This is a genomic window from Achromobacter sp. NPDC008082 (assembly GCF_042957345.1).
Lineage (GTDB): Bacteria > Pseudomonadota > Gammaproteobacteria > Burkholderiales > Burkholderiaceae_B > Achromobacter > Achromobacter kerstersii_A.
In genome coordinates this window covers 395,871-415,955 of the sequence record NZ_JBIBIB010000002.1, presented here as the reverse complement: position 1 = coordinate 415,955, position 20,085 = coordinate 395,871, and the positions used below count along the sequence as shown (strand labels likewise).

Sequence of the window (20,085 nt, the reverse complement as noted above, 5' to 3'; positions counted from 1 at the left end):
CCCCACGCGGCGCGGGGTCAAACGGGCGGCTTGTCTTGGGCGGGGGACGCAGGCGAAATACGGGTATCGATGGACTCGACAACGCGGTCGGCCACGGCTTTGGCAACCGGGTCGCGAACCGGCTCGGCAAGCGGCTCGGCAAGCGGCTCGGCAACCGGCTCGGCCACAGGCAGGTCCGCCATGCCGCCCCGACGCTCCGGCACGCGTTCCAGCAGCTTGATCAGCACCGGCACCACGCCCATCGACACCGCGACCACAACGGACAGCACATCGCGTTGCTCGATGTTCACCAGATGGTTGTCCCAGGCTTCGTTGAAGATCGCGAAGCTGAATTCCCCGCCTTGCGCCAGCACCACGGCGAACAGCAATCGGTGGTAGCGCGGCAAGCCCAGGGCGCGTGCGAAACCGTACAGCACTAGCGCCTTGACGGCCAGCAAGGCCGTGACGCCAGCAATGATGAACGACCAGTGATCGGCCACGACCTTCAGGTTGATCGACATGCCGATGGCCAAAAAGAACAGGCCCAGCAGCAAACCCTTGAACGGGTCGATGGCTTTTTCCAGATCGTCACGGTAGCGCGACTCGGCCATCAACACGCCCACCAAAAAGCCGCCCAGGCCTGCCGACAAGCCGGCATAGTCGAACAGTTGCGCCGCCCCCACCACCATCAACAAGGCGGCGGCGGTAAACAGTTCATTCAACTGCGCCTTGGCGGCCCAGCCCAGCAAGCGCAGGCGGTGCGCCACCGCCACGACCACCACGGCAATCAGCGCTTCCTTGAATGACGGCGCGGAGGTGCCGTCCGCCCCCAGCAGGCCGGCCGCCACCAGCATCGGAATCGCCGCCATGTCCTGAAACAGCAAGACCCCTAGCGCCGAACGGCCCAGCGGCGTGCGGGTCAACGTGCGTTCGTCCAGCAAGCGCAACGCCACCGCCGTCGACGACAAGGCCAGCGACAGCCCGCACAACACCGCCGCCTGCCATTCCATCCCCGCCAAATGGCGCAGGGCGGCGCCAAACACCAGCCCCAGCAGCAGCCCGCACACGAGCATCTGCAAAGACCCCAACAGAAAGACCTCGCTGCGCATGGCCCACAAACGTTTGGGCGACAGCTCCAGCCCGATGATGAACAGCATCATCACCACGCCCCACTGTGAGACGTCGATCATGGTCTCCACATTGGTCACGAGCTTCAGGCAGGACGGCCCGATCAGCACCCCCGCAATCAGATAGCCAGGGATGGCGCCCAGCCCCAGGCGCTGGGTGATCGGCACGCAAAGCACCGCGGCAAGCAGAAGGATAAGGATCAGGTCCATGGACGCGATTCTGGGCAAAGATCCATGCCGCCGGAAGATCGGGATAAGCCCTTGTGAAGATTTTTTCGCACCCCCTTTACACAAGCGAAAAAATTCCTGTAGAATTGCGGGCTTCGCTGCTCCAACAACGAAGATCCTTCCGACCAGGGATCTTTCCGCGAAGTCTCTTATAAAGAAATCGAGAGAATTCGCCGTTTTGGAACCCAGCCACGGAGAGGTGGCAGAGTGGTCGAATGTACCTGACTCGAAATCAGGCGTACGGTATCCCCGTACCGTGGGTTCGAATCCCACCCTCTCCGCCAGTATTCAAGAACGAAGCCCCTGAGAAATCAGGGGCTTTTTTCTTTGTGCGGCCGGATGTGTTCCGCAATGGGAACCCGCCACGGGTGGCGTTCGCAAACGAACGCCACCTGAATCGTCTGGCTGGTTAATAGCTCGCAATCTGGCGCGTAGATGCCACCATAGGCACCGCGCGCGCGGCGGCACCACCGGCCGTCACCCGCACAGCCCCCGGCAACTTGAACGCACTGACCGCGCGCGTCAGTTCTGCTGCCTGATCCTGCATCGAACCGGCGGCGGCGGCGGCTTCTTCGACCAGCGCGGCGTTCTGTTGGGTTACTTCATCCATCTGCGACACCGCGCGGTTGACTTGTTCGATGCCGTCGGCTTGCTCGGCGGACGCGGCGGCGATTTCGCCCATGATGTCGGTCACGCGCTGCACCGAGCTGACGATTTCCTGCATCGTGGCGCCGGCGCGTTCGGCGCTGACCGAGCCCTGGCTGATCTTCCGCACCGTGTCTTCGATCAACGTCTTGATTTCCTTGGCGGCTTGCGCGCTGCGTTGCGCAAGCGTGCGGACTTCGGCCGCGACGACAGCGAAGCCCTTGCCCTGCTCACCTGCGCGGGCGGCTTCAACGGCGGCGTTCAGCGCCAGGATGTTGGTCTGGAAAGCGATGCCGTCGATCACCGACACGATGTCGGCGATCTTGACCGAGCTGGACGAGATGGCGCTCATGGTGCTGACTACTTCAGACACCGTGGCGCCGCCCCGGGAAGCGGTATCGGACGCGGCGGCGGCCAGCTGGTTGGCCTGGCGCGCGCTGTCGGCGTTCTGCTTCACGGTGGATGACAGCTGCTCCATCGACGCCGCCGTTTCTTCCAGCGACGCCGCCTGCTGCTCGGTGCGCGACGACAAATCGGTATTGCCCGCCGCAATCTCGCCCGAGGCGGACGCCATGCTGTCCACGCCCGTGCGGATGCTGGCGACCGTGCCGGCCAGGTTGGCGTTCATGGATTCCAGCGCCTGCATCAGCTGGCCGATCTCGTCGCGCGAGCGCACGGTGATGGTGCTGGTCAGGTCATTGGCGGCCACCGTACGGGCGACACGCACCGCGTCGGACAAGGGCCGGGTGATGCTGCGGGTCAGCAGAATGGCCAGCAGCAAGCCGCTGATCAGCGCGATAGACCCAATCGCGATCATCCAGAAATTCGCCACGCCATAAGCGCTTTGGATATCTGCCGCGCTCGCGTCGATTTCCGCGCGCTGCAAGTTCGTCAGCTTGGTGATCTGATCTATGAACTGGCGCGTGGCGGGCAAAAATTCCTGCGTGAAAACCCGGTTGGCGGCGTCCACATCGCCGTCTTGCTTGGCCTTGAAGATGGCGTCGCGCGTACGCAGGTAGTCGCCGCGGGATTTGCGGATGCCTTCCCACAATTGTTTTTCTTCGTCGGACTCGATCAGCGGTTCAATCTTTTGCTGCAACGCCGAGGAATTTTTCGTGGACGTCGCGGCCTCTTCGGTGAAGAAGCCCGCCAAGCTGGCGTCTGCGCTTTTGGCGATGGCGGTGGTTCGGGTGACGCCGGTCTGGATGTTGCGCGCCCAATCGCTGATCAGGCGTTCCTTGATCAGCGACCGCTGGGTCACGGTTTCAACCGAGTCGTTGATGTTCGCCAGGCTGACCAGCCCGACGATGCTCATGATGATGATCATGGCGAGCAAGACGGAAAAGCCACCCGCAAGACGGGTCCCAAGCTTCATATTCTTCATACTGCCTCCAGCATCCAACCAGGCGCTTGAATGCGGGCTTCGGCAGTTGCGAGAGCGCCGGACCAAAGCCGCCGCCCCGTGCAAGCCAGACGCCCGTAAGCCCCTGGATGATCCGCCCCCAAAATATTGGTGTTCGTTGTGTCAAAAAAGCGCCGCCCGAGAAGTCGGATTCGAGGATTCTCTCAACGGTCCGGGAAATGCTAGCAGCCCGGATTTGACCGGCAAGGGGCGAAATGGGGAGTGTTTTGGCACAAGCTCCCGCGTTTGCATAACCGGGCCTTGCCGCCAATGCGAAGGCAAAAAAAAGCGGCCTGCATGGCCGCTTCGGGTTTCAGTCCGCGACCGTTGGCCGCGCAAGCTGGAACAAGTCTGTACTGCGGGCGTACCAACCGCTGCCGTGCATGCGGGCAACCAGCCCCATCTCGGCGGTTTTCACGTAACCGCGTTCGGCGTCCTCCACAAAGGCGTCGTCGACATGCGCGCCCAGCACCCGGCCGATGACCACAACCTGATGCGGGCCGGTCACGATCGTGGCCTGGCTGACGCATTCCAGCGACACCGGGCTGCCCTGGATCAACGGCGGGCGCACATGCGCGGCCGGCAGCCCCGTCAACCCAGCCTTGGCCAGCTCGTCCACGCCCGGTGGGTAGTCGGCGCAGGTCTGGTTCATTTGCTGCATCAGCGATTCCGGCACCAGGTTCACCACGAACTCGCCGTTCTCGATGATGTTGGCGCTGGTGTCCTTCAAGTCGCCATTGGCGCGGCGCATCAGGCCGATGGCGACCGTGGGCGGCTCATGGCCCATCACGTTGAAGAAGCTGAACGGCGCCGCGTTGACGCACCCGTCGCCCGACACCGTGGTAACCCACGCGATCGGGCGGGGGGTGACGGTCGAGGTCAACAGCTTGTAGACCGTCTGCGAAGGCAAGGCGCTGAAATCAAAATGCATGGCTCAAGGCTCCTGCTGGCCGCCCGCGCCGATAGCGGAGACGGCCCGCTTCTCGCGGGTATCGACCTGTAGCTGGAACACGTCCGGCCGCGCGTAGTGGCCCGACACATCAAAGTCGTACTTGCCGCGCAGGATCTGGTTGGGGTTGATGTCGGCGTACAAGATGGTTTCGTCCGAAAAATCCGGGCCGGCCAGCACTTCGCCCAGGGGGTCGATGATGGCGCTGCCGCCGCGCATCAGCACGGTGTCGGGCGCATCACCCAGCGCGCATTCGAAGTCTTCCGGATACGCGTTGCGGCGCAGATGCTGGCAAGCGGTCAGCACGTAGCAGCGGCCTTCCAGCGCGATGTGGCGCATGCTGGGAATCCAGCTGTCGCGGTCGTCTGCGGTGGGCGCGCAGTACAGCGCCACGCCCTGGCTGTACATATACATGCGCAGCATGGGCATGTAGTTTTCCCAGCAGATGACGGCGCCGATCTTGCCGTAAGGGGTGTCGAAGACGGGCATCGTCGAGCCGTCGCCAAAGCCCCAGATCAGCCGTTCGCCCGCGGTGGGCATCAGCTTGCGATGCTTGCCGATCAGCCCGGCGTCGCCGTTGAAGTACAGCACGGTGCAGTACAGCGTGCCGCCGTCGGCTTCGATGCAGCCCATGACCACGAAGCTGCCGGTATCGGCTGCGGCCTGCGCCACCACGGCGACTTCCTCGCCGTCCAGCCGGATGGCCTGCTCGTGGTAGCTAGCGAAGGCGTCACGGCCTTCGGGTTTGCGCATGCCGATGGGCGCGCCAAATGAATTGCCCTTGGGGTAGCCGCCAAGAAAGGCCTCGGGGAACACCAGCACCCGGGCGCCCTGCTCCGCCGCCTGGCGGATCAGCGAGGCCGCCTTGTGGGCGCACGCAACGCTGTCGGTCGGGATGGACGCTGCCTGGATGACGGCAGCCTTGAATTGCGATGGCACGGACATGTCTCTCCTCGCGGTTTTAGTGGGTGGGGTCTTCATCAATGGCCTGGGCGCGGGTGTTCGGCAGGAACAGGCTGCCGATGACGCCTACGATCACCATCACGACGACCGGGTACATCAAGCCGCCAAAAATATTGCCGCTGGCTTGCGCCAGGTAGGTGGCGGTAAAGGGCACGATGCCGCCGAAGATGCCGGCGCCGATGTGATACGGGAAGGATAGCGCGGTGTAGCGGATGCGCGCGGGGAACAGCTCGACCAGATAGGACGCAACCGGCCCGTAGACCATGGCCACCACGGCCGTCATCAGCACCAGGATCAGGATGATGGTGGCGCGGTCCACGCGGGCGGGGTCGGCGCGGTCCGGGTAGCCGGCGGCGGCCAATGCCTTGGCGTAGCCGGCGCGGTCGAAACCATTAACCGTGACGCCGCCCACGCTCATGGCGATGTCCTGCCCCGGCAGGGGCGCGGCGTATTCAAAGTTGATGCCCTTGCCGACCAGGAATTTCTTGGCCTGCACGCATACCTTCTTATGGTCGGCATGGCTACCGATCATGGCGGCTTGCAAACCGAAGTCGCACGCGCCGCCGCTGGTGTCGGCATGCACACGTACCGGCGTCGATTGCATGGCTTGCGCAAGGGCCGGGTTGCCGGCCTTGAGCAGCACGTCGAACATCGAGTGATACCCGATGGCGGCGATGAACAGGCCCGCCATCATGATCCACTTGCGGCCGATGCGGTCAGACAGCCAGCCAAACAGCACGAAGGCCGGCGCGCCGATGATGAAGCCGATCAGAATCAGCGTGTAGACGCTGGTCTGGTCGATCTGCACCGCTTGCTGCAGAAAGATCATCACGTAGAACTGGCCGGTGAAATAGGTGGCGCCTTGGCCCGCCGTCACGCCAATCAGCGCCAGCAACACCAGGCGCAGGCTGGACCACTGGCCAAACGTTTCCTTGATGGGATTCTTCGACAGGCGGTTCTGCTGCTTCATCCGCGTGAAGACGGGCGACTCATGCAGCTTGGCGCGCACGTAGATCGAAATGGCCAGCATCACGATCGACAGAATGAACGGCAGGCGCCAGCCCCACTGGCGGAAGTCGTCGGCGCTCATGGACGCCTGTGTGCACAAAATGACGATCAGCGACAGAATCAGCCCAGCGGATGACGTGATCTGAATCCAGCCCGTCAGCAGCCCGCGGCGCTTGGGCTCGCAGTGTTCGGCCACATAGATCACGGCGCCGCCGTATTCGCCGCCCACCGCCAGGCCTTGCACCACGCGCAGCGTCAGCAACAGAATCCACGACAGGTGCCCCGCCGACTCATAGGTGGGCAGGCAGCCGATCAACACGGTGGCGCCGCCCATCATCACCACCGTGATCAGGAAGGTGTACTTGCGGCCCCACTTGTCGCCCAGATAGCCGAACATCACCGCGCCCAGCGGCCGGATGATGAAGCCCACCGCCAGCGCGCCCAAGGCGGCCAGCAGCGCGACCGTGGGGTTGTCCTGCGGAAACAGCACCTGGCTCATGAAGACAGCCAGCGTTCCGTAGATGAAAAAGTCATACCACTCGAACAAGGTGCCCAGCGTCGACGCCACGACGACCTGGCGTTCTTCTTTGCGGCTTAGCGTTGGCCCGGCCCCGGCCTGCGGCATTGCGATGTTTGCTTCCATGCTTGCTTTCCCCTGGTGTTTTTAATTGATACTGCTGTACGCATTAACTATTATCAAACTTAAAACCGGGCGTCTCAAAGCTGGGGGAAACCCGGAAAACGGCGGCGGCCGCCTGCTGGAACGCGCCCGGGCCGCTGCTACACTGCCGCCAAACACACAGTGGAGGCAGTGATGGCAAGGCCCGCCGGCAAGGTTGAAAAGAACACGGACAAGGCGCCAGCCGCTGCGCGCAGAGGCATCCAGTCGATTGAAGTGGGGTTCCGGATACTGGACGTGATCCGCAAGACCGGCCGGCCGATGCCCTTGAAGGAAATCGCCGACGCCTGTGAATTGACGGTGCCTAACGTGCACTACTACCTGGTGAGCTTTCAGAAGGTGGGCGTGGTGCAGCAGCATGCCGACACCGGCCATTACGGCTTGGGCCCCTACGCCCTGCGGCTGGGCTTGGCGGCGCTGGAGCAATTCGATGTCTTCACGGCCGCTCGGCCCATCATGGCCGAAGTCGCCGCCGTTACCGGGCACACGGTGTTCCTGGGCGTGTGGGGCAACAAGGGCCCGACGATCGTCTACCGCGTGGAAGGCAGCCGCAGCCGCCCTCTGCTGGAATTGCGCGTGGGCAGCGTCATGCCGCTGCTGTCGTCCGCGCTGGGGCGCAACTTTCTGGCCCATCTGCCCGAGGCCCTGACGCGCGACCTGCTCGAGCAAGAGCTATCGTCATCCCAGCCCGAAAGCCACGGCGGCGCGCCGGGCAATTCCTACACGCTGAAAGACGTGCAGGCGATACGCGATGAAGTGCAAAAGCACCACATCAGCCGCTGCCGCCACGCGCTGCTGCCGCACTTCACGTCGCTGTCGGCGCCCATCTTCGACATGCTGGGCGAGATGACCGCGGCCATCACGCTGATGGGGCCGGTAGGCGCGATTGACGATGAACTGGAATCCGGCACCGCGCGCTTGCTGCGTGAAAAAGCCCGCTCGATCTCGGCGATGGCGGGCTGGGTGGAGCCTGACGGAGAGGCGCAGGCGGGCTGATCTGCCCGCGCCAGCGCATGCGGGCGTCAGCTTTCGACGACGATCTTCGCGTCTTTGATGGTCTTGGCGTACTTCTGCTGTTCCTGCGACATGAAGTCGGCAAAACGCTGCACGCTGCCGCCGCCGTCTTCCGCCCCCACCTGCGCCAGCTTTTCCTGCACGTCCGCCATGGCCAGAACCTGGTCGATATCGCGGTTCATGCGCTGAACGATAGCGGCCGGCATCTTGCCCGGCCCCACCATGCCAAACCAGATGCTGGCCTCGAATCCGGGGTAGCCCTGCTCGGCCACGGTCGGCACATTCGGCTGGCTTTTGGAACGCTGTTGCAGCGTCTGCGCCAACGCAATCACCTTGCCCGATTGCAGCAGGGGCGTGGCCGTCGTCATGCCTTCAAAGCAATACTGCACGTGGCCGCCCAGCAGATCGTTCATCAACGGCGCCGACCCCTTGTACGGCACGTGCAGCACATCGATTCCGGCGCGCGCCTTGAAGATTTCCAGCGCCAGATGCTGCGCCGACCCCGCCCCCGCCGACCCGAACACGATCTTGCCGGGCTGTGCGCGGCATAGCTTGACCAGATCAGGCAAGGTCTTGGCGGGCTGCGACGCGCCGCCGATCAGGATGGTGGGCGTCTTGCCCACCAGCGCAATCGGCGAGAAATCGCGGTCCACCGCGTACGCCAGTTTGGGTTGCAAGCCCGGCGCGATGCCGTGGCTATTCACATGCGCCATCAACAGCGTGTTGCCGTCGTTGGGCTGGCGGGCCACCTGCTCGGCCGCGATGATTCCCGCCGCGCCCGCGCGGTTTTCCACGATGACGGGAATGTTCCACATGACGCCCAGCTTCTGCCCAAGCAGACGCGCCAGCACGTCCGTACCGCCGCCCGCCGGAAACCCCACCACGATCTTCACCGGCCCTGACGGCAGGTCCTGCTGCGCCCGCGCCGCGATGGGCAGGACGAGTCCTACGCCCAGCGCGGCGGCGCCGGTCATGAATTGCCTGCGTTGCATGCTTGTCTCCTCGCGCCGGCGTCCGTGGACGGCGGCTGGTTATGGAAGCATTGTCTGCTTCTACGGCATCCGGCCATCTGACGCGGCCGGGATGCCGCCCTCCTTTAGCTACGCTTGCATACGGATGCCGCCCCGCCCTTATCGGGCAACACGCGTCCACTTGCCGTAGCGCTCCACCATGCGCTCATCGAAACCGAAGCCCAGGCCCGGGTCTTGATGCAGCACCACGCGGCCTTGCTTGTGCGTCAGCTGGCGATCAACCAGCTTGCGGAAATTCAGCACCTGGTCATCCCAGAAGAATTCCACGTAGCGCGCGTTTGGCGTCGCCGCGACCAGCGGCGCATGCACGTCGTGGAACCAGTGCGGGCACACCACCACGCCGTAGCTGGCGGCGGTGGCGGCAATGCGCTTCCATTCGGTGATGCCGCCGCACACGGCGGCGTCCGTTTGTAAGATGCCGGCCGCGCCCTTGTCCAGCAGTTCCTTGTGATACCAGCGGCCATAGCCAATTTCAGCGGTGGCGATGGGCAAGTGCGTCAGGCGCGCCAGCTTGGCGTGGCTGTCGATATCGTCCGGGCCAAAGGGCTCTTCGATGAAGTACGGCTCGTACTGTTCAAAGCGGCGGATGTATTGCATGGCTTGCGTGACGTCCTGCCAGGCGTTGTTGCAGTCCATCATCAGTTCCACGTCGGGGCCCACGGCCTCGCGCGCGGCCTTCAGACGCGCCTCTTCCTCGCGCGGCGACAGGCGGCCCGTCTTCATCTTGACGGCGCGAAAGCCCTTGTCCACATAGCTGGCCATTTCCTCGCCCAGATGCTGCGGGGTCTTGCCGTCCAGGTAATAGCCGCCGCTGGCGTAGGCCGGCACGGTTTCCAGTTCAACCGCGCCCAGGAATTTGTGCAGCGGCAGGTTTGCCGTCTTGGCGTTCAAATCCCACAGCGCGATGTCCAGCGCACTAAGCGCGCGCATCACCGTGCCTTGGCGGCCTTGCAGCAAAGCCTCTTGGTACATGGACTGCCACAGCCCTTCCACGGCATGCGAGTCCTTGCCCAGCAGCACGGGACCCAGCAGGCTTTGCACGGCCGCTTCGAAGATGGCCCCGCCCGCGCTGCCCACATAGCAAAAACCGATGCCTTCGACGCCGTCGGTGGATCGGACTTTCACCAGACCGTAGTGGCGCGTGGACACCGTACGGTTGGAAAACGAGGTGACTTTGTCCAGCGGGACGGCAGCGGCGCAAACGTCGATGGATTCAATGATGGGCACAGGGGGCTCCTTGGTAGCGGGAAGATGCTGAAGGCGGCGCCGGCGCAACGTGCGGCGGGCTACACGCTCTGGACGTATTCTTCCCGCCGCCAAAGAAAACAACAATTATCGTCATCCATCTTTAGAATACGAAAAAACCATCTTCCCAAAAGGCTCGCCACCGTGGACTCGCGCTTTCTGCAAACCTATGTGCATGTGGTGGAGCTGGGTTCCATCGCCCAGGCGGCTCGGCACCAGGGGCTGACGCCCGCCACCGTTCAGCAGCGCTTGCGCGCCCTGGAGGCGGACGTGGGCAGCGCGCTGATCGCCCGGTCGGGCCGCACCGTCAAGCCCACGCCTGCCGGCATCCGCATCCTGGAACGCGCGCGCCACATCCTGCGCGACGTGCGCGATTTGCGATCCGCCGCCAGCGACACCGAGCTGCCCGCCGGGCCGCTGCGGCTGGGCGCCACGCCCACGGCGCTGACGGGCATCATGCCGCCCGTGCTGCGCACCTGGGTGGCGCGCCATCCCCACATCGAGATCTATATCGAACCCGCGCCCACGACGCTGCTGTACAGCAAGGTGCTGTCGAGCGAACTGGATGGCGCGCTGCTGGTGCATCCTCTTTTTACGCTGCCCAAGACTTGCGACTGGCGTGACCTGCGCCACGAACCGCTGGTGCTGGTGACACCTGCCGACATGAAGGTGCGCGATCCGCTGGCAGTACTCGCGCGCGAGCCCTACATCTGCTACGACCGCAGCGTGGTCGGAGGCAAGATGGCCGACGACTATCTGCGGGCGCGCAATCTGCGGCCGCACGTGCGGTTTGAACTGGATGGCATCGATTCCATCGCCAAGCTGGTGGCGGAAGGATTGGGGGTGGCGCTGCTGCCAGACTGGGCGACAACCGGCGAGGCGATGGCGCGCGTCAAACGCTGGCCGTTGCCAGCGCCCTGCCCCGTGCGAACCGTCGGCGCCATCTGGCTGCGTGCCGGCGTGCGTTCGGAATTGATGCGGGCGTTTGTGGAGTTGACCGAGTCGCAGCTCGGCCTGTCCCGCCCTTAGGCGATGGCGTCCCGCCCTTAGGCGATGGCGTCCTGCCCATTGCGCGCCACGACCACGCCGCCCGACACCACCAGGCGGCGCGGCTTGCGCGTAACAACGGCTTCGGCCACGCAGCTGGCGTCGACCAACACCAGGTCGGCGCGCGCGCCGGCCGTCAGGCCGTAGTCCGCGAAACCGCAGGCACGGGCGGCAGCACCCGTGACGCAATCAAACGCCCATTCGACTTCATCATCGCGCCGCAGATCGTTGCGCAGCCCGATCATCATGGCGCGCGCCAGCATGTCGGGGCTGCCGTAGGGCGTCCAGGTATCGCGAATGCCGTCGTTGCCGCCGAAAATCGTGACGCCCGCTTCGCGACAGGCGCGCACGGCCGGCACGGGACGCGACGGCGGCGCGGTGGTCAGCACGGCCACGTCGAGCGCAGCCAGCCGCTTCAGCAAACCGTCCAGGCGCTTGGCGTCCACACCGCCCAGACAGAACGCGTGGCTGATGACTACCTTGCCGCTCATGCCCAAGGCCGCCACGCGGTCCAGCGTCAGGTCCAGCGTGAAGGCGCCCAATTCGCCGGGCTCGTGCAAGTGGATATCCACAGGCTTGCCGTGCTTGTCGGCCAGGCCGAACAGCACATCCAGCGACCGCGCCGGATCACGATCAATGGCGGAGGGGTCGAGCCCGCCCAGCACATCGGCGCCATCCGCCAACGCCTGGTCGAGCAGCTCGGCCGTGCCAGGACGGATGAGCAAACCCGATTGCGGAAACGCCACCGTTTGAATTTCCACGCGGCCCGCCAGTTCCGCGCGCGTGGCGTGAACGCCATGCAGATGGCGCAGGCCGGCATCGGTGTCCACATCGACATGGCTGCGGATGCGGGTGGCGCCTTCGCGCAGGAAAGCCAGCGCCAGCGCACGCGCGTGGCTGGCCGCGTCATGCCCGGTGCTGGCGCGCCAGGCGCGTTCGTTATCGATGCGGTCGGTCAGCGCCGAACCCACCTCGTTCACGTACCAGGGCGATTCCCAGTTGGTCTTGTCCAAATGGGTATGCCCTTCCACCAGACCGGGAAGCAGCAACGCCCCGCCGCCGTCTTCCGTCAGCGTGTCGGGCGTGGCGGGAATCTGCGGGCTGATTTGCGCAATGCGGCCACCGCGCATCAACACGTCCACGGCATCGCTGGGGGACACGCGGACATTCTTTAGCAACAGGTCAGTCATGGTGAGTCCGGGACAAACGCAAGCGGCCGGCCACGTGGGCCGGCCGTCAGAGGCCTTGCGGCATCAAACTTGCGGGGGTTCGATCCAGAAGAAGCGTTCGCCTTGGCGGACCATATCGGCAACGCCTTCGGCGCCGATGCGATAGTCCGAACCCATAAGCGAAGCGCCACCGTCTTCATGGATGTGGATGACGGCCAGCGGGTCGTTGGCCATGGTGTACCAGTAGTAACCGGGCTTGAGATTGTGCAGGTCTGTGTTCATTCCCTGAGTATACAAACATCGATGCTTAGTACAAAAAGACAACACAAATACAAACCGTGCCTGACATCATGAACCCGACAAGTCATACTGCCTGCTCCTAGGCTGAAATAGCTGGTGCAGTTGTCACGCATCGATTTCGGCACCTCAGCGACCAACGCGGTGCCGTTCATCGAGAGGAGAATAGCGAGCGCATGAAAAGGCAGTCACTTCAATTCAGCGAGCCGCTTAAACAGGCCGTTTTAAACGGCTCAAAAGTGCAAAGCCGCCGCATCGTGAAGCCACAGCCAACCAAGCCGACCACGGTTTGGTATGCGGATGCTGCCGATTCCGGCAGATGGGTCGCCATGGGCCCCAATCGCGACAACCCTACTGAACTACGCAAGACCTCAAGCTGGGTGCGATGTCCGTATGGCAAATCTGGCGAGAGCATTATCTTGACGGACGAAGCCGGCACGCCATTCGCCACGGCGCTTGTCGTCGGCGTGCGCATCCAGCGCTTGCAGAATCTGACCGAAGCGGACGCGCGCGCCGAAGGCACGCAAGCGCTGTATGAATCGTCTGCGCTGCTGCCAGGGGTGCCGCTTCAAACAGCGTTTGCGTTGACGTGGTGCGAACGCTACGGCGCGCACGCGTGGGCGGCCAATCCGTGGGTATGGGTGGTGGAGTTCCGGCGCACGCATGGCGACTGACGTGGCGGATGCGCCTCAAGCCGCCCGCCGATGGTGACGACGTGTAACGCGGCCTATTAACTTCATCTCATTCCACTCGATTTCAATCGATTTCAAGTCCGGGTTTACCAGAGCGGACGCACTACGCCGCAGTGCAGCACCCAGGCGATTTCGAACACGGGGACAGTTGCGGATTGTCGCTATTGAGGAGGCGGCGCTTACGAAAAGCGGGCGGAAAAGCCCGAAAATAGGGGCGTCGAATACTCAACTTTGCTGTGTCGCGCAGCAGGCAGGTGCAACATGAAAAAATGGCTTATCGCTGGTGTGGGTGCCGCAGGTCTGCTGATCTCTAGCGTGGCCTTGGCTCGTGTGGATGTGGGAATTTCCATTGGCGTACCCGGTGTGGTGTATCCGGCGCCGGTGTATGTCGCCCCCGCCCCGGTCTACGTGGCGCCGCCCCCGCCCGTGTATTACCGCCCGGCGCCCGTGTACGTGGCGCCCCCGGTGGTCTACCCAGCCCCGGTCTATTACCGCGGCGGCCCTCATTGGCGCGGCGGCCCGCCCCCGCGCTACTACGGCCCGGGCCCCGGCTACTACCGCGGGCACGGACATGGCGACGGCCGGGGTGACTGGCGCCGCTAAACGCTACCCCTTAACCGCGGTGTAAAAAACCGCGGCCAAAAGCAAAGGCCACTCGAAAGAGTGGCCTTTTTTCCGCCGGGACATTGTCCGGTGACCCGTTGGAAAGGATTCAGGCCGCAGGGGCCTGCACAGGTTTGCCAGCCATGACGGCGGGCGTCTGCGAAACCGGGTTGGCCTTGTTATCGGCCCAACGCGGCGATTCTTGAACAAGATCAATCCATCGGCGAGGCGCACTGGACGCCCGCCACCAACCATTATGCGGACGCATGAGCAAACTCCGGTTCACCGTTGAAACGCACACCATTGATATCTTGGAACAATTGACGGCTTTCCTGTTCTGCTTCGTGCAAGTCTGAGAACGGCGCCTGTCCCGGCACTGTCCAGCATTTTTCCGGTGCGGTTCCGCCGACTCGGCGGGTCCATATCTGCACGCGGTAGCCCTGTTCGTCTTCACGAGCGACAGAGCATCTCACACGAAAATCTCCAATCATTCTTGAAGTCATGGACAACTCCTTGTTATATAAGTGAATGAAGCGTGTAGAACGCGGGTGTATTGTGCCGCAACTATCCGGCCCTTTTATTAGAAATACACAATTGCTCACATCAAAATCAAGCACTCACCCCGAGATCTTAAATAGCAAAAACGACAAGAATATGTCGACATGATAAAAAAAAACGGAGCCCGCAGGCTCCGTTTTCTTATCCGCCAAATGGCCGATAGACGCGATATACCTATCGCTTTTCTTTACGGCTTCAGCACCGTCAAGCCGCCCATGTAAGGCTGCAAGGCTTCGGGGATGAGCACGCTGCCATCGGCTTGCTGGTGGTTTTCCAGCACAGCCACCAGCGCACGGCCAACCGCCAGGCCAGACCCGTTGAGCGTGTGCACGTATTCCGGCTTGCCCTGGGCGTTGCGGAAGCGCGCCTGCATGCGGCGGGCCTGGAAGGTTTCGCAGTTGGACACCGACGAAATCTCGCGCCACGTGTTTTGCGCCGGCAGCCACACTTCCAGGTCATAGGTCTTGGCCGAACCAAAGCCCATGTCGCCCGTGCACAGCAGCACCACGCGATACGGCAGGCCCAGCAATTGCAGTACGCGTTCGGCATGGCCGACCATGTCTTCCAGCGCTTCATACGACTGCTCGGGCTGCGTGATCTGCACCATTTCGACCTTGTCGAACTGATGCTGGCGGATCATGCCGCGCGTGTCGCGGCCGCCGCTGCCCGCTTCAGAACGGAAGCACGGCGTATGCGCGGTGAGTTTCAGCGGCAGGTCGGCGGCGGCCAGGATGGTGTCGCGCGCCACGCTGGTCAAGGTGATTTCCGACGTGGAGATCAGGTATTGATCTTCACGCACGTAAGGGTTGCCAGCGGCATCCACCTTGGGATCGTCGTCGCCGCCGCCCTTGGACACGGCGAACATGTCGTCCTTGAACTTGGGCAGCTGCCCCGTGCCGTACAGGGTGGACGCGTTGACGATGTAAGGCGTGTAGCACTCGGTGTAGCCGTGCGTGCCGGTTTGCAAGTCCAGCATGAACTGGGACAGCGCGCGGTGCAGGCGGGCGATGGGGCCGCGCATGAACGAGAAGCGCGCGCCCGACAACTTGGCCGCCATGTCGAAGTCCAGACCCAGCGGTTCGCCGATGGCGACGTGGTCACGGGCGTCGAACGCGAGCGGCGGCGGGTTGCCGTCTGCGCCCGCTTCACCCGGCAGCCAGCGGCGCACTTCGACGTTGTCGTCGGCGGATTCGCCCAGTGGCACGCTGGCGTGCGGCAGGTTCGGCACCGACATCAGCAGGTCGTTAAGCGGCGCCTGCAAGGCGGCCAGCTCTTCCTCCAGCTGCTTCAGGCGCACCGGCACGGCTTGGGATTCCGCCATGACGGCGCTGGCGTCTTCGCCCTTGGCCTTCAACTGACCGATCTGCTTGGCCAGCGCGTTGCGGCGGGCTTGCAGGGACTCGGTCTCGGTCTGGACGGCCTTGCGGCGAGATTCCAGGTCGTTGAACCGTTCCGTGTCGAAGGACACGCCACGGCTCTTGAGGCGGTCTACGACGGTTTGCAGGTCTTTGCGCAGCAGTATCGGGTCTAGCATCGGTGAGGTCGGTTGAGAGTTGCGTGAAGCAACGGGCGTAGCCCGTTACCGGTTCTTGGCGCGTTCCTGTGCGTCCAGCTCGCGCAGGAATGCCAACTTTTGCTGGATTTTAGCCTCCAGGCCGCGATCGGTCGGCCGATAGAAGGAAGGCTTGAGTCCATCAGGGAAATATTGCTCGCCGGCGGCGTAGCCGTGCGGCTCGTCGTGCGCGTAGCGATAGGCCTTGCCGTGGCCCAATTGCTTCATCAATTTGGTGGGCGCGTTGCGCAGGTGAATGGGCACCGGCGCGCTGCCGTGTTCGGCCGCGAACTGGCGCGCCTGGTTATAGGCGTTGTAGACCGCGTTCGACTTGGCCGCGCAGGCCATATAGACCACGGCTTGCGCCAGCGCCAGCTCGCCCTCGGGCGAGCCCAGCCGTTCATAGATGTCGGCGCCATTGACGGCCAGATCGGTGGCGCGCGGGTCGGCCAGGCCGATGTCTTCCACCGCCATGCGCACCAGCCGGCGCGACAGGTACTTGGGGTCGGCGCCGCCGTCGATCATGCGGCAGAACCAGTAAAGCGCCGCGTCCGGGTTGGAGCCGCGTACCGATTTGTGCAGCGCACTGATCTGGTCGTAGAAGGCGTCGCCGCCCTTGTCGAAGCGGCGCAGGTTCTGCGACAGCGAAATTTCCAGCCAGGCGGCGTCGACCGTGTCGCGCCCGGCCGACTGCGCCGATTCCGCCACGACTTCCACCGCGCTGATCAGGCGGCGCGCGTCGCCGTCGGCCCAGGCGGCCAGCTGTTCGCGCGCATCGTCCTCGATGCGGATGGCTTCGCCGTCTTCCACCCCGTCGTTTAGCGCCGTCACCGCGCGATCGACGAGCTGTTGCAATTCTTCAGGGGACAGCGATTGCAGCACGTACACCCGCGCCCGCGACAGCAAGGCCGAGTTGACCTCGAACGACGGGTTTTCGGTGGTGGCGCCAATGAACGTGAACAGCCCGCTTTCCACATAGGGCAGGAAAGCGTCCTGCTGGGCCTTATTGAAGCGGTGCACCTCGTCCACGAACAGAATGGTGCGGCGGCCCTGGCCTTGCGCCACCTGCGCCACCGTGACCGCTTCGCGGATGTCTTTCACCCCGCCCAGCACGGCCGAGATGGCGATGAACTGGGCGTCGAAGCCGTCAGCCATCAGGCGCGCCAGCGTGGTTTTGCCCACGCCGGGCGGCCCCCAGAAAATCATGGAATGCGGACGGCCGGATTCGAAGGCGACGCGCAGGGGCTTATCCGGCCCCAGCAGGTGCGACTGCCCGACGACGTCAGACAAGGTGCGCGGACGCAGGCGTTCGGCCAGAGGCACATAGGGCCGATGCGCAGGATCGGCCGCGAAGAGATCGTTGCTCATTGGCAGCAGATGAGGGAGGACAGCGTGAAGTTCAAGTCAGCATTACACCATGACGGCCATGCTGGCAGGCTTGAGCCGCCCGCCCATGGCCTAGGCCAATTCCGGCGGCGCGAAACGGCGGTTGGCCAGCACCGGCAGCACCTTGCGGGCGTGCGCCAGACGCTCGGGGTCGATATCGGCGAACACCAGCGCTGGCGCCTCGCCCGCGCGGGCCGTCACGACGCCCAAGGGGTCGACCACCATGCTGCAACCGATATTGCGTTCGCCGCATTCGCCCGTGGCGGCCACATAGCAGGTGTTTTCCAGCGCGCGCGCCGTGACCAATACCTCCCAGTGCATTTCCTTCAACGGCCCGCGCACCCACGCGGCCGGCAGCACCAGCAGGTCGGCGCCGTCCAGCGCCAGGCGGCGCGCCAGTTCCGGGAAGCGCACGTCGTAGCAGGTCATCAGCCCCACGCGCAGGCCGGCGATTTCCAGCAGGGGCGGAATTTCAGCGCCGGGCGTAACGTTGGTGGATTCCTTCATGTTGAAGGCGTCGTACAGATGCAGCTTGCGGTACTGCGACACGATTTCGCCGTCGCGCAGCGTGACCAGCGTGTTCCAGACGCGGCCGTCCCCGGTGGGGATATGGACGCACATCATCGTCGACATCGACGACCCGCGGCTGGCTTGCAGCAGGCGGGTCATGAACGGGCCATCCAGCGGCTGTGCGGCCTTCAGCACGATTTGCGGGTCGGTGATATCGCGGGCCAGGATGCCTTCGGGCAGTACAAGCAGATCCGCCCCGCCCTCGCGGGCGCGCGTCATCAGGTCGACGCAGACTTGCGCGTTTTCTTCCCAGACGCGGCTCACGGCGAACTGGCCCAAAGCGACTTTCAGCATGGCATTTCCTTGTTTGGCGCGATGAATTTCGAACGTGCCGCTATTGTCGCGCCAACCGGACTGCCATGGGGAAAGCGATGGGAGGCCCAGTAGGCCGCCGTATGCCAAGCGATGCGAAGCGATGCGGAATCAAACGGGCTGCCCTCTGCACTAGGGGTAACTCCTAGCTCCCGCTTGTAAATTTCTTTCACGATAATTAAAAAAACAAACTTTGACGTAAATATTTTCCAAAGCAGGCGCCCACCATGACGAATTCCTCTTCCCCCGCAGCCTTGTTGGACGTGAATGGCAAAGGCCTGGGCGCGTTCCCCGAGTCCTGTACGACCGCCGACGTGGCGGCCCTGAACTGGAACCTGCTGGACGAAGACGTCAGCCTGCCCGTCGCCGTGCTTTATGAAGCCCGCGTGCGCCACAACCTGCAATGGATGCAGCAGTTCATGGAGGCGTACCACGTCAAACTGGCGCCCCACGGCAAGACCACGATGAGTCCGGCGCTGTTCAAGCGCCAGATCGACAACGGCGCCTGGGGCATCACGCTGGCGACGGCGCCCCAAGTGCTGGCGGCCTATCAACACGGCATCCGCCGCGTGCTGATGGCCAACCAGCTGGTGGGCCGCGCCAACATGGCCATCATCGCCCGCCTGCTGCAAGACCCCGCCTTCACATACTTCTGCATCGTCGACTCCCCCGCCAACGCCGCCCAGCTGGGCGAGTTCTTCGGTGAGCAAGGCCTGACCCTGCCGGTGCTGATCGAACTGGGCCCCACCGGCGGACGCACCGGCGTGCGCGACGACGCCCAACTGCAAGCCGTGGTGGAAGAAATCGGCCGCTGGCCCGGTCTGGCGCTGGCCGGCATTGAAGTCTACGAAGGCGTGTTGCAGGAAGAAGGCGCCATCCGCGCATTCCTGCGCCGCGCCACCGACGCGCTGCGCGGCCTGGCCACCGCCGGCCGCCTGCGCAAGAACGGCCCCGCCGTGATCTCGGGCGCCGGGTCGGCCTGGTTCGACGTCGTGGCCGAAGAATTCTCGCAGCTGGATATCGGCGCGCCGCTGGAAGTGGTGCTGCGTCCGGGCTGCTATCTGTCGCACGATGTGGGCGTGTACCGCTCGGCCGCCGAACGCATCAACGCGCACAACCCCGTGGCGCAAAAAATGGAGCCGGGCCTGCTGCCGGCCTTGCAGGTCTGGGCCTACGTGCAGTCGCTGCCCGAACCCGGCCGCGCCATCATCGCGATGGGCAAGCGCGACGCCGCGTTTGACGCCGGCCTGCCCACGCCCGCCCTGCACTTTCGTCCGGGCCGCGGCAGGCCGGGCCACGTCAGGCCGGGCAGCGCCGGGTCAGGCCTCGCCGGGTCCAGCCAAAGCGCCCCGGTGGAAGCGAACCGCGCCTGGAAGCTGACCGCCATGATGGACCAGCACGCCTTCATGCAGATCGCCGACGGCGACGACATTCAAGTGGGCGACATGATCGCCTTCGATATCTCCCACCCCTGCCTGACCTTCGACAAGTGGCGCCAGGTCTTGCTGGTGGACGAGCAGTACCGCGTCACGGACGTGGCCGAAACCTTCTTCTGAACGCCCCCTGCCTGACGCATCGCGCCAGGCCCAAGGGGGCTGAATGACTTGGGAACCGGCGCTTACCTGAATT

The 20,085-nt window shown here is 64.0% G+C and carries 18 protein-coding genes and 1 tRNA gene; 6 read left to right on the top strand and 13 right to left on the bottom strand.

All coding sequences use genetic code 11. The annotated features are described in order from the left end of the window. Positions 1-17: 17 nt before the first annotated feature. Positions 18-1,316: a cation:proton antiporter gene (locus tag ACFZAI_RS08960; protein ID WP_391566587.1), complete on the bottom strand. Its 1,299-nt coding sequence runs from the start codon at positions 1,314-1,316 to the stop codon at positions 18-20. A 211-nt stretch (positions 1,317-1,527) separates the two neighbouring features. Between ACFZAI_RS08960 and ACFZAI_RS08955 the strand changes: the two genes are divergently transcribed. Further along, positions 1,528-1,618 (top strand) — tRNA-Ser (locus ACFZAI_RS08955). A 125-nt stretch (positions 1,619-1,743) separates the two neighbouring features. Here ACFZAI_RS08955 and ACFZAI_RS08950 read toward each other — a convergent pair. The 4 genes from ACFZAI_RS08950 to ACFZAI_RS08935 form a co-directional block, all read right to left on the bottom strand. Then, entirely contained in the window at positions 1,744-3,363 is a 1,620-nt protein-coding gene (locus tag ACFZAI_RS08950; RefSeq protein ID WP_391566586.1) for a methyl-accepting chemotaxis protein, read from the bottom strand. A 331-nt stretch (positions 3,364-3,694) separates the two neighbouring features. Further along, positions 3,695-4,312 carry a flavin reductase family protein gene (locus ACFZAI_RS08945; RefSeq protein ID WP_391566585.1) on the bottom strand — a complete coding sequence of 206 codons (618 nt, stop codon included), beginning with the start codon at positions 4,310-4,312 and terminating at the stop codon, positions 3,695-3,697. Between the two features lie 3 nt (positions 4,313-4,315). Continuing rightward, positions 4,316-5,275, bottom strand: coding sequence for a carbon-nitrogen hydrolase family protein (locus tag ACFZAI_RS08940; protein ID WP_175171677.1), 960 nt, complete (start codon positions 5,273-5,275; stop codon positions 4,316-4,318). 16 nt (positions 5,276-5,291) lie between these two features. Then, positions 5,292-6,944, bottom strand: coding sequence for an MFS transporter (locus ACFZAI_RS08935; RefSeq protein ID WP_391566584.1), 1,653 nt, complete (start codon positions 6,942-6,944; stop codon positions 5,292-5,294). 171 nt (positions 6,945-7,115) lie between these two features. On the opposite strand from ACFZAI_RS08935, the gene ACFZAI_RS08930 reads away from it, so the two are divergent. After that, complete coding sequence (locus tag ACFZAI_RS08930; protein WP_391566583.1) at positions 7,116-7,976, top strand: IclR family transcriptional regulator; 861 nt, start codon at positions 7,116-7,118, stop codon at positions 7,974-7,976. Positions 7,977-8,002: 26 nt separating this feature from the next. Here ACFZAI_RS08930 and ACFZAI_RS08925 read toward each other — a convergent pair whose 3' ends face one another. Continuing rightward, positions 8,003-8,986, bottom strand: coding sequence for a Bug family tripartite tricarboxylate transporter substrate binding protein (locus ACFZAI_RS08925; protein WP_391566582.1), 984 nt, complete (start codon positions 8,984-8,986; stop codon positions 8,003-8,005). Between the two features lie 138 nt (positions 8,987-9,124). After that, on the bottom strand, positions 9,125-10,252 hold the full coding sequence (locus ACFZAI_RS08920; protein ID WP_391566581.1) for a mandelate racemase/muconate lactonizing enzyme family protein: 1,128 nt from the start codon (positions 10,250-10,252) through the stop codon (positions 9,125-9,127). Positions 10,253-10,414: 162 nt separating this feature from the next. Between ACFZAI_RS08920 and ACFZAI_RS08915 the strand changes: the two genes are divergently transcribed. Continuing rightward, complete coding sequence (locus ACFZAI_RS08915) at positions 10,415-11,299, top strand: LysR family transcriptional regulator (protein WP_391566580.1); 885 nt, start codon at positions 10,415-10,417, stop codon at positions 11,297-11,299. Positions 11,300-11,316: 17 nt separating this feature from the next. On the opposite strand, the gene ACFZAI_RS08910 is transcribed toward ACFZAI_RS08915, so the two are convergent. Together ACFZAI_RS08910 and ACFZAI_RS08905 are read right to left on the bottom strand one after the other, a co-directional pair. After that, positions 11,317-12,507: an amidohydrolase family protein gene (locus ACFZAI_RS08910; RefSeq protein ID WP_391566579.1), complete on the bottom strand. Its 1,191-nt coding sequence runs from the start codon at positions 12,505-12,507 to the stop codon at positions 11,317-11,319. A gap of 63 nt (positions 12,508-12,570) precedes the next feature. Next, positions 12,571-12,768 carry a hypothetical protein gene (locus tag ACFZAI_RS08905; RefSeq protein ID WP_054424350.1) on the bottom strand — a complete coding sequence of 66 codons (198 nt, stop codon included), beginning with the start codon at positions 12,766-12,768 and terminating at the stop codon, positions 12,571-12,573. A gap of 191 nt (positions 12,769-12,959) precedes the next feature. On the opposite strand from ACFZAI_RS08905, the gene ACFZAI_RS08900 reads away from it, so the two are divergent. Then, positions 12,960-13,457, top strand: a complete 498-nt coding sequence (locus ACFZAI_RS08900; RefSeq protein ID WP_391566578.1) for a hypothetical protein — start codon at positions 12,960-12,962, stop codon at positions 13,455-13,457. Between the two features lie 279 nt (positions 13,458-13,736). Next, positions 13,737-14,078, top strand: a complete 342-nt coding sequence (locus tag ACFZAI_RS08895) for a virulence factor (RefSeq protein ID WP_391566577.1) — start codon at positions 13,737-13,739, stop codon at positions 14,076-14,078. Positions 14,079-14,332: 254 nt separating this feature from the next. Here the strand turns inward: ACFZAI_RS08895 and ACFZAI_RS08890 are convergent, their stop codons facing one another. From ACFZAI_RS08890 to ACFZAI_RS08875, 4 genes are all read right to left on the bottom strand, one after another. Beyond that, positions 14,333-14,581: a hypothetical protein gene (locus tag ACFZAI_RS08890; RefSeq protein ID WP_082387111.1), complete on the bottom strand. Its 249-nt coding sequence runs from the start codon at positions 14,579-14,581 to the stop codon at positions 14,333-14,335. Between the two features lie 242 nt (positions 14,582-14,823). Beyond that, on the bottom strand, positions 14,824-16,170 hold the full coding sequence (gene serS / locus ACFZAI_RS08885) for a serine--tRNA ligase (protein WP_391566576.1): 1,347 nt from the start codon (positions 16,168-16,170) through the stop codon (positions 14,824-14,826). A 45-nt stretch (positions 16,171-16,215) separates the two neighbouring features. Continuing rightward, positions 16,216-17,556, bottom strand: coding sequence for a replication-associated recombination protein A (locus tag ACFZAI_RS08880; protein ID WP_391566575.1), 1,341 nt, complete (start codon positions 17,554-17,556; stop codon positions 16,216-16,218). 90 nt (positions 17,557-17,646) lie between these two features. Then, positions 17,647-18,438, bottom strand: coding sequence for a deaminated glutathione amidase (locus ACFZAI_RS08875; protein ID WP_391566574.1), 792 nt, complete (start codon positions 18,436-18,438; stop codon positions 17,647-17,649). Positions 18,439-18,683: 245 nt separating this feature from the next. On the opposite strand from ACFZAI_RS08875, the gene ACFZAI_RS08870 reads away from it, so the two are divergent. After that, a complete protein-coding gene (locus tag ACFZAI_RS08870; RefSeq protein ID WP_391566573.1) occupies positions 18,684-20,012 on the top strand; it encodes an amino acid deaminase in 1,329 nt (442 codons plus the stop codon). The last annotated feature ends 73 nt before the right edge of the window (positions 20,013-20,085 follow it).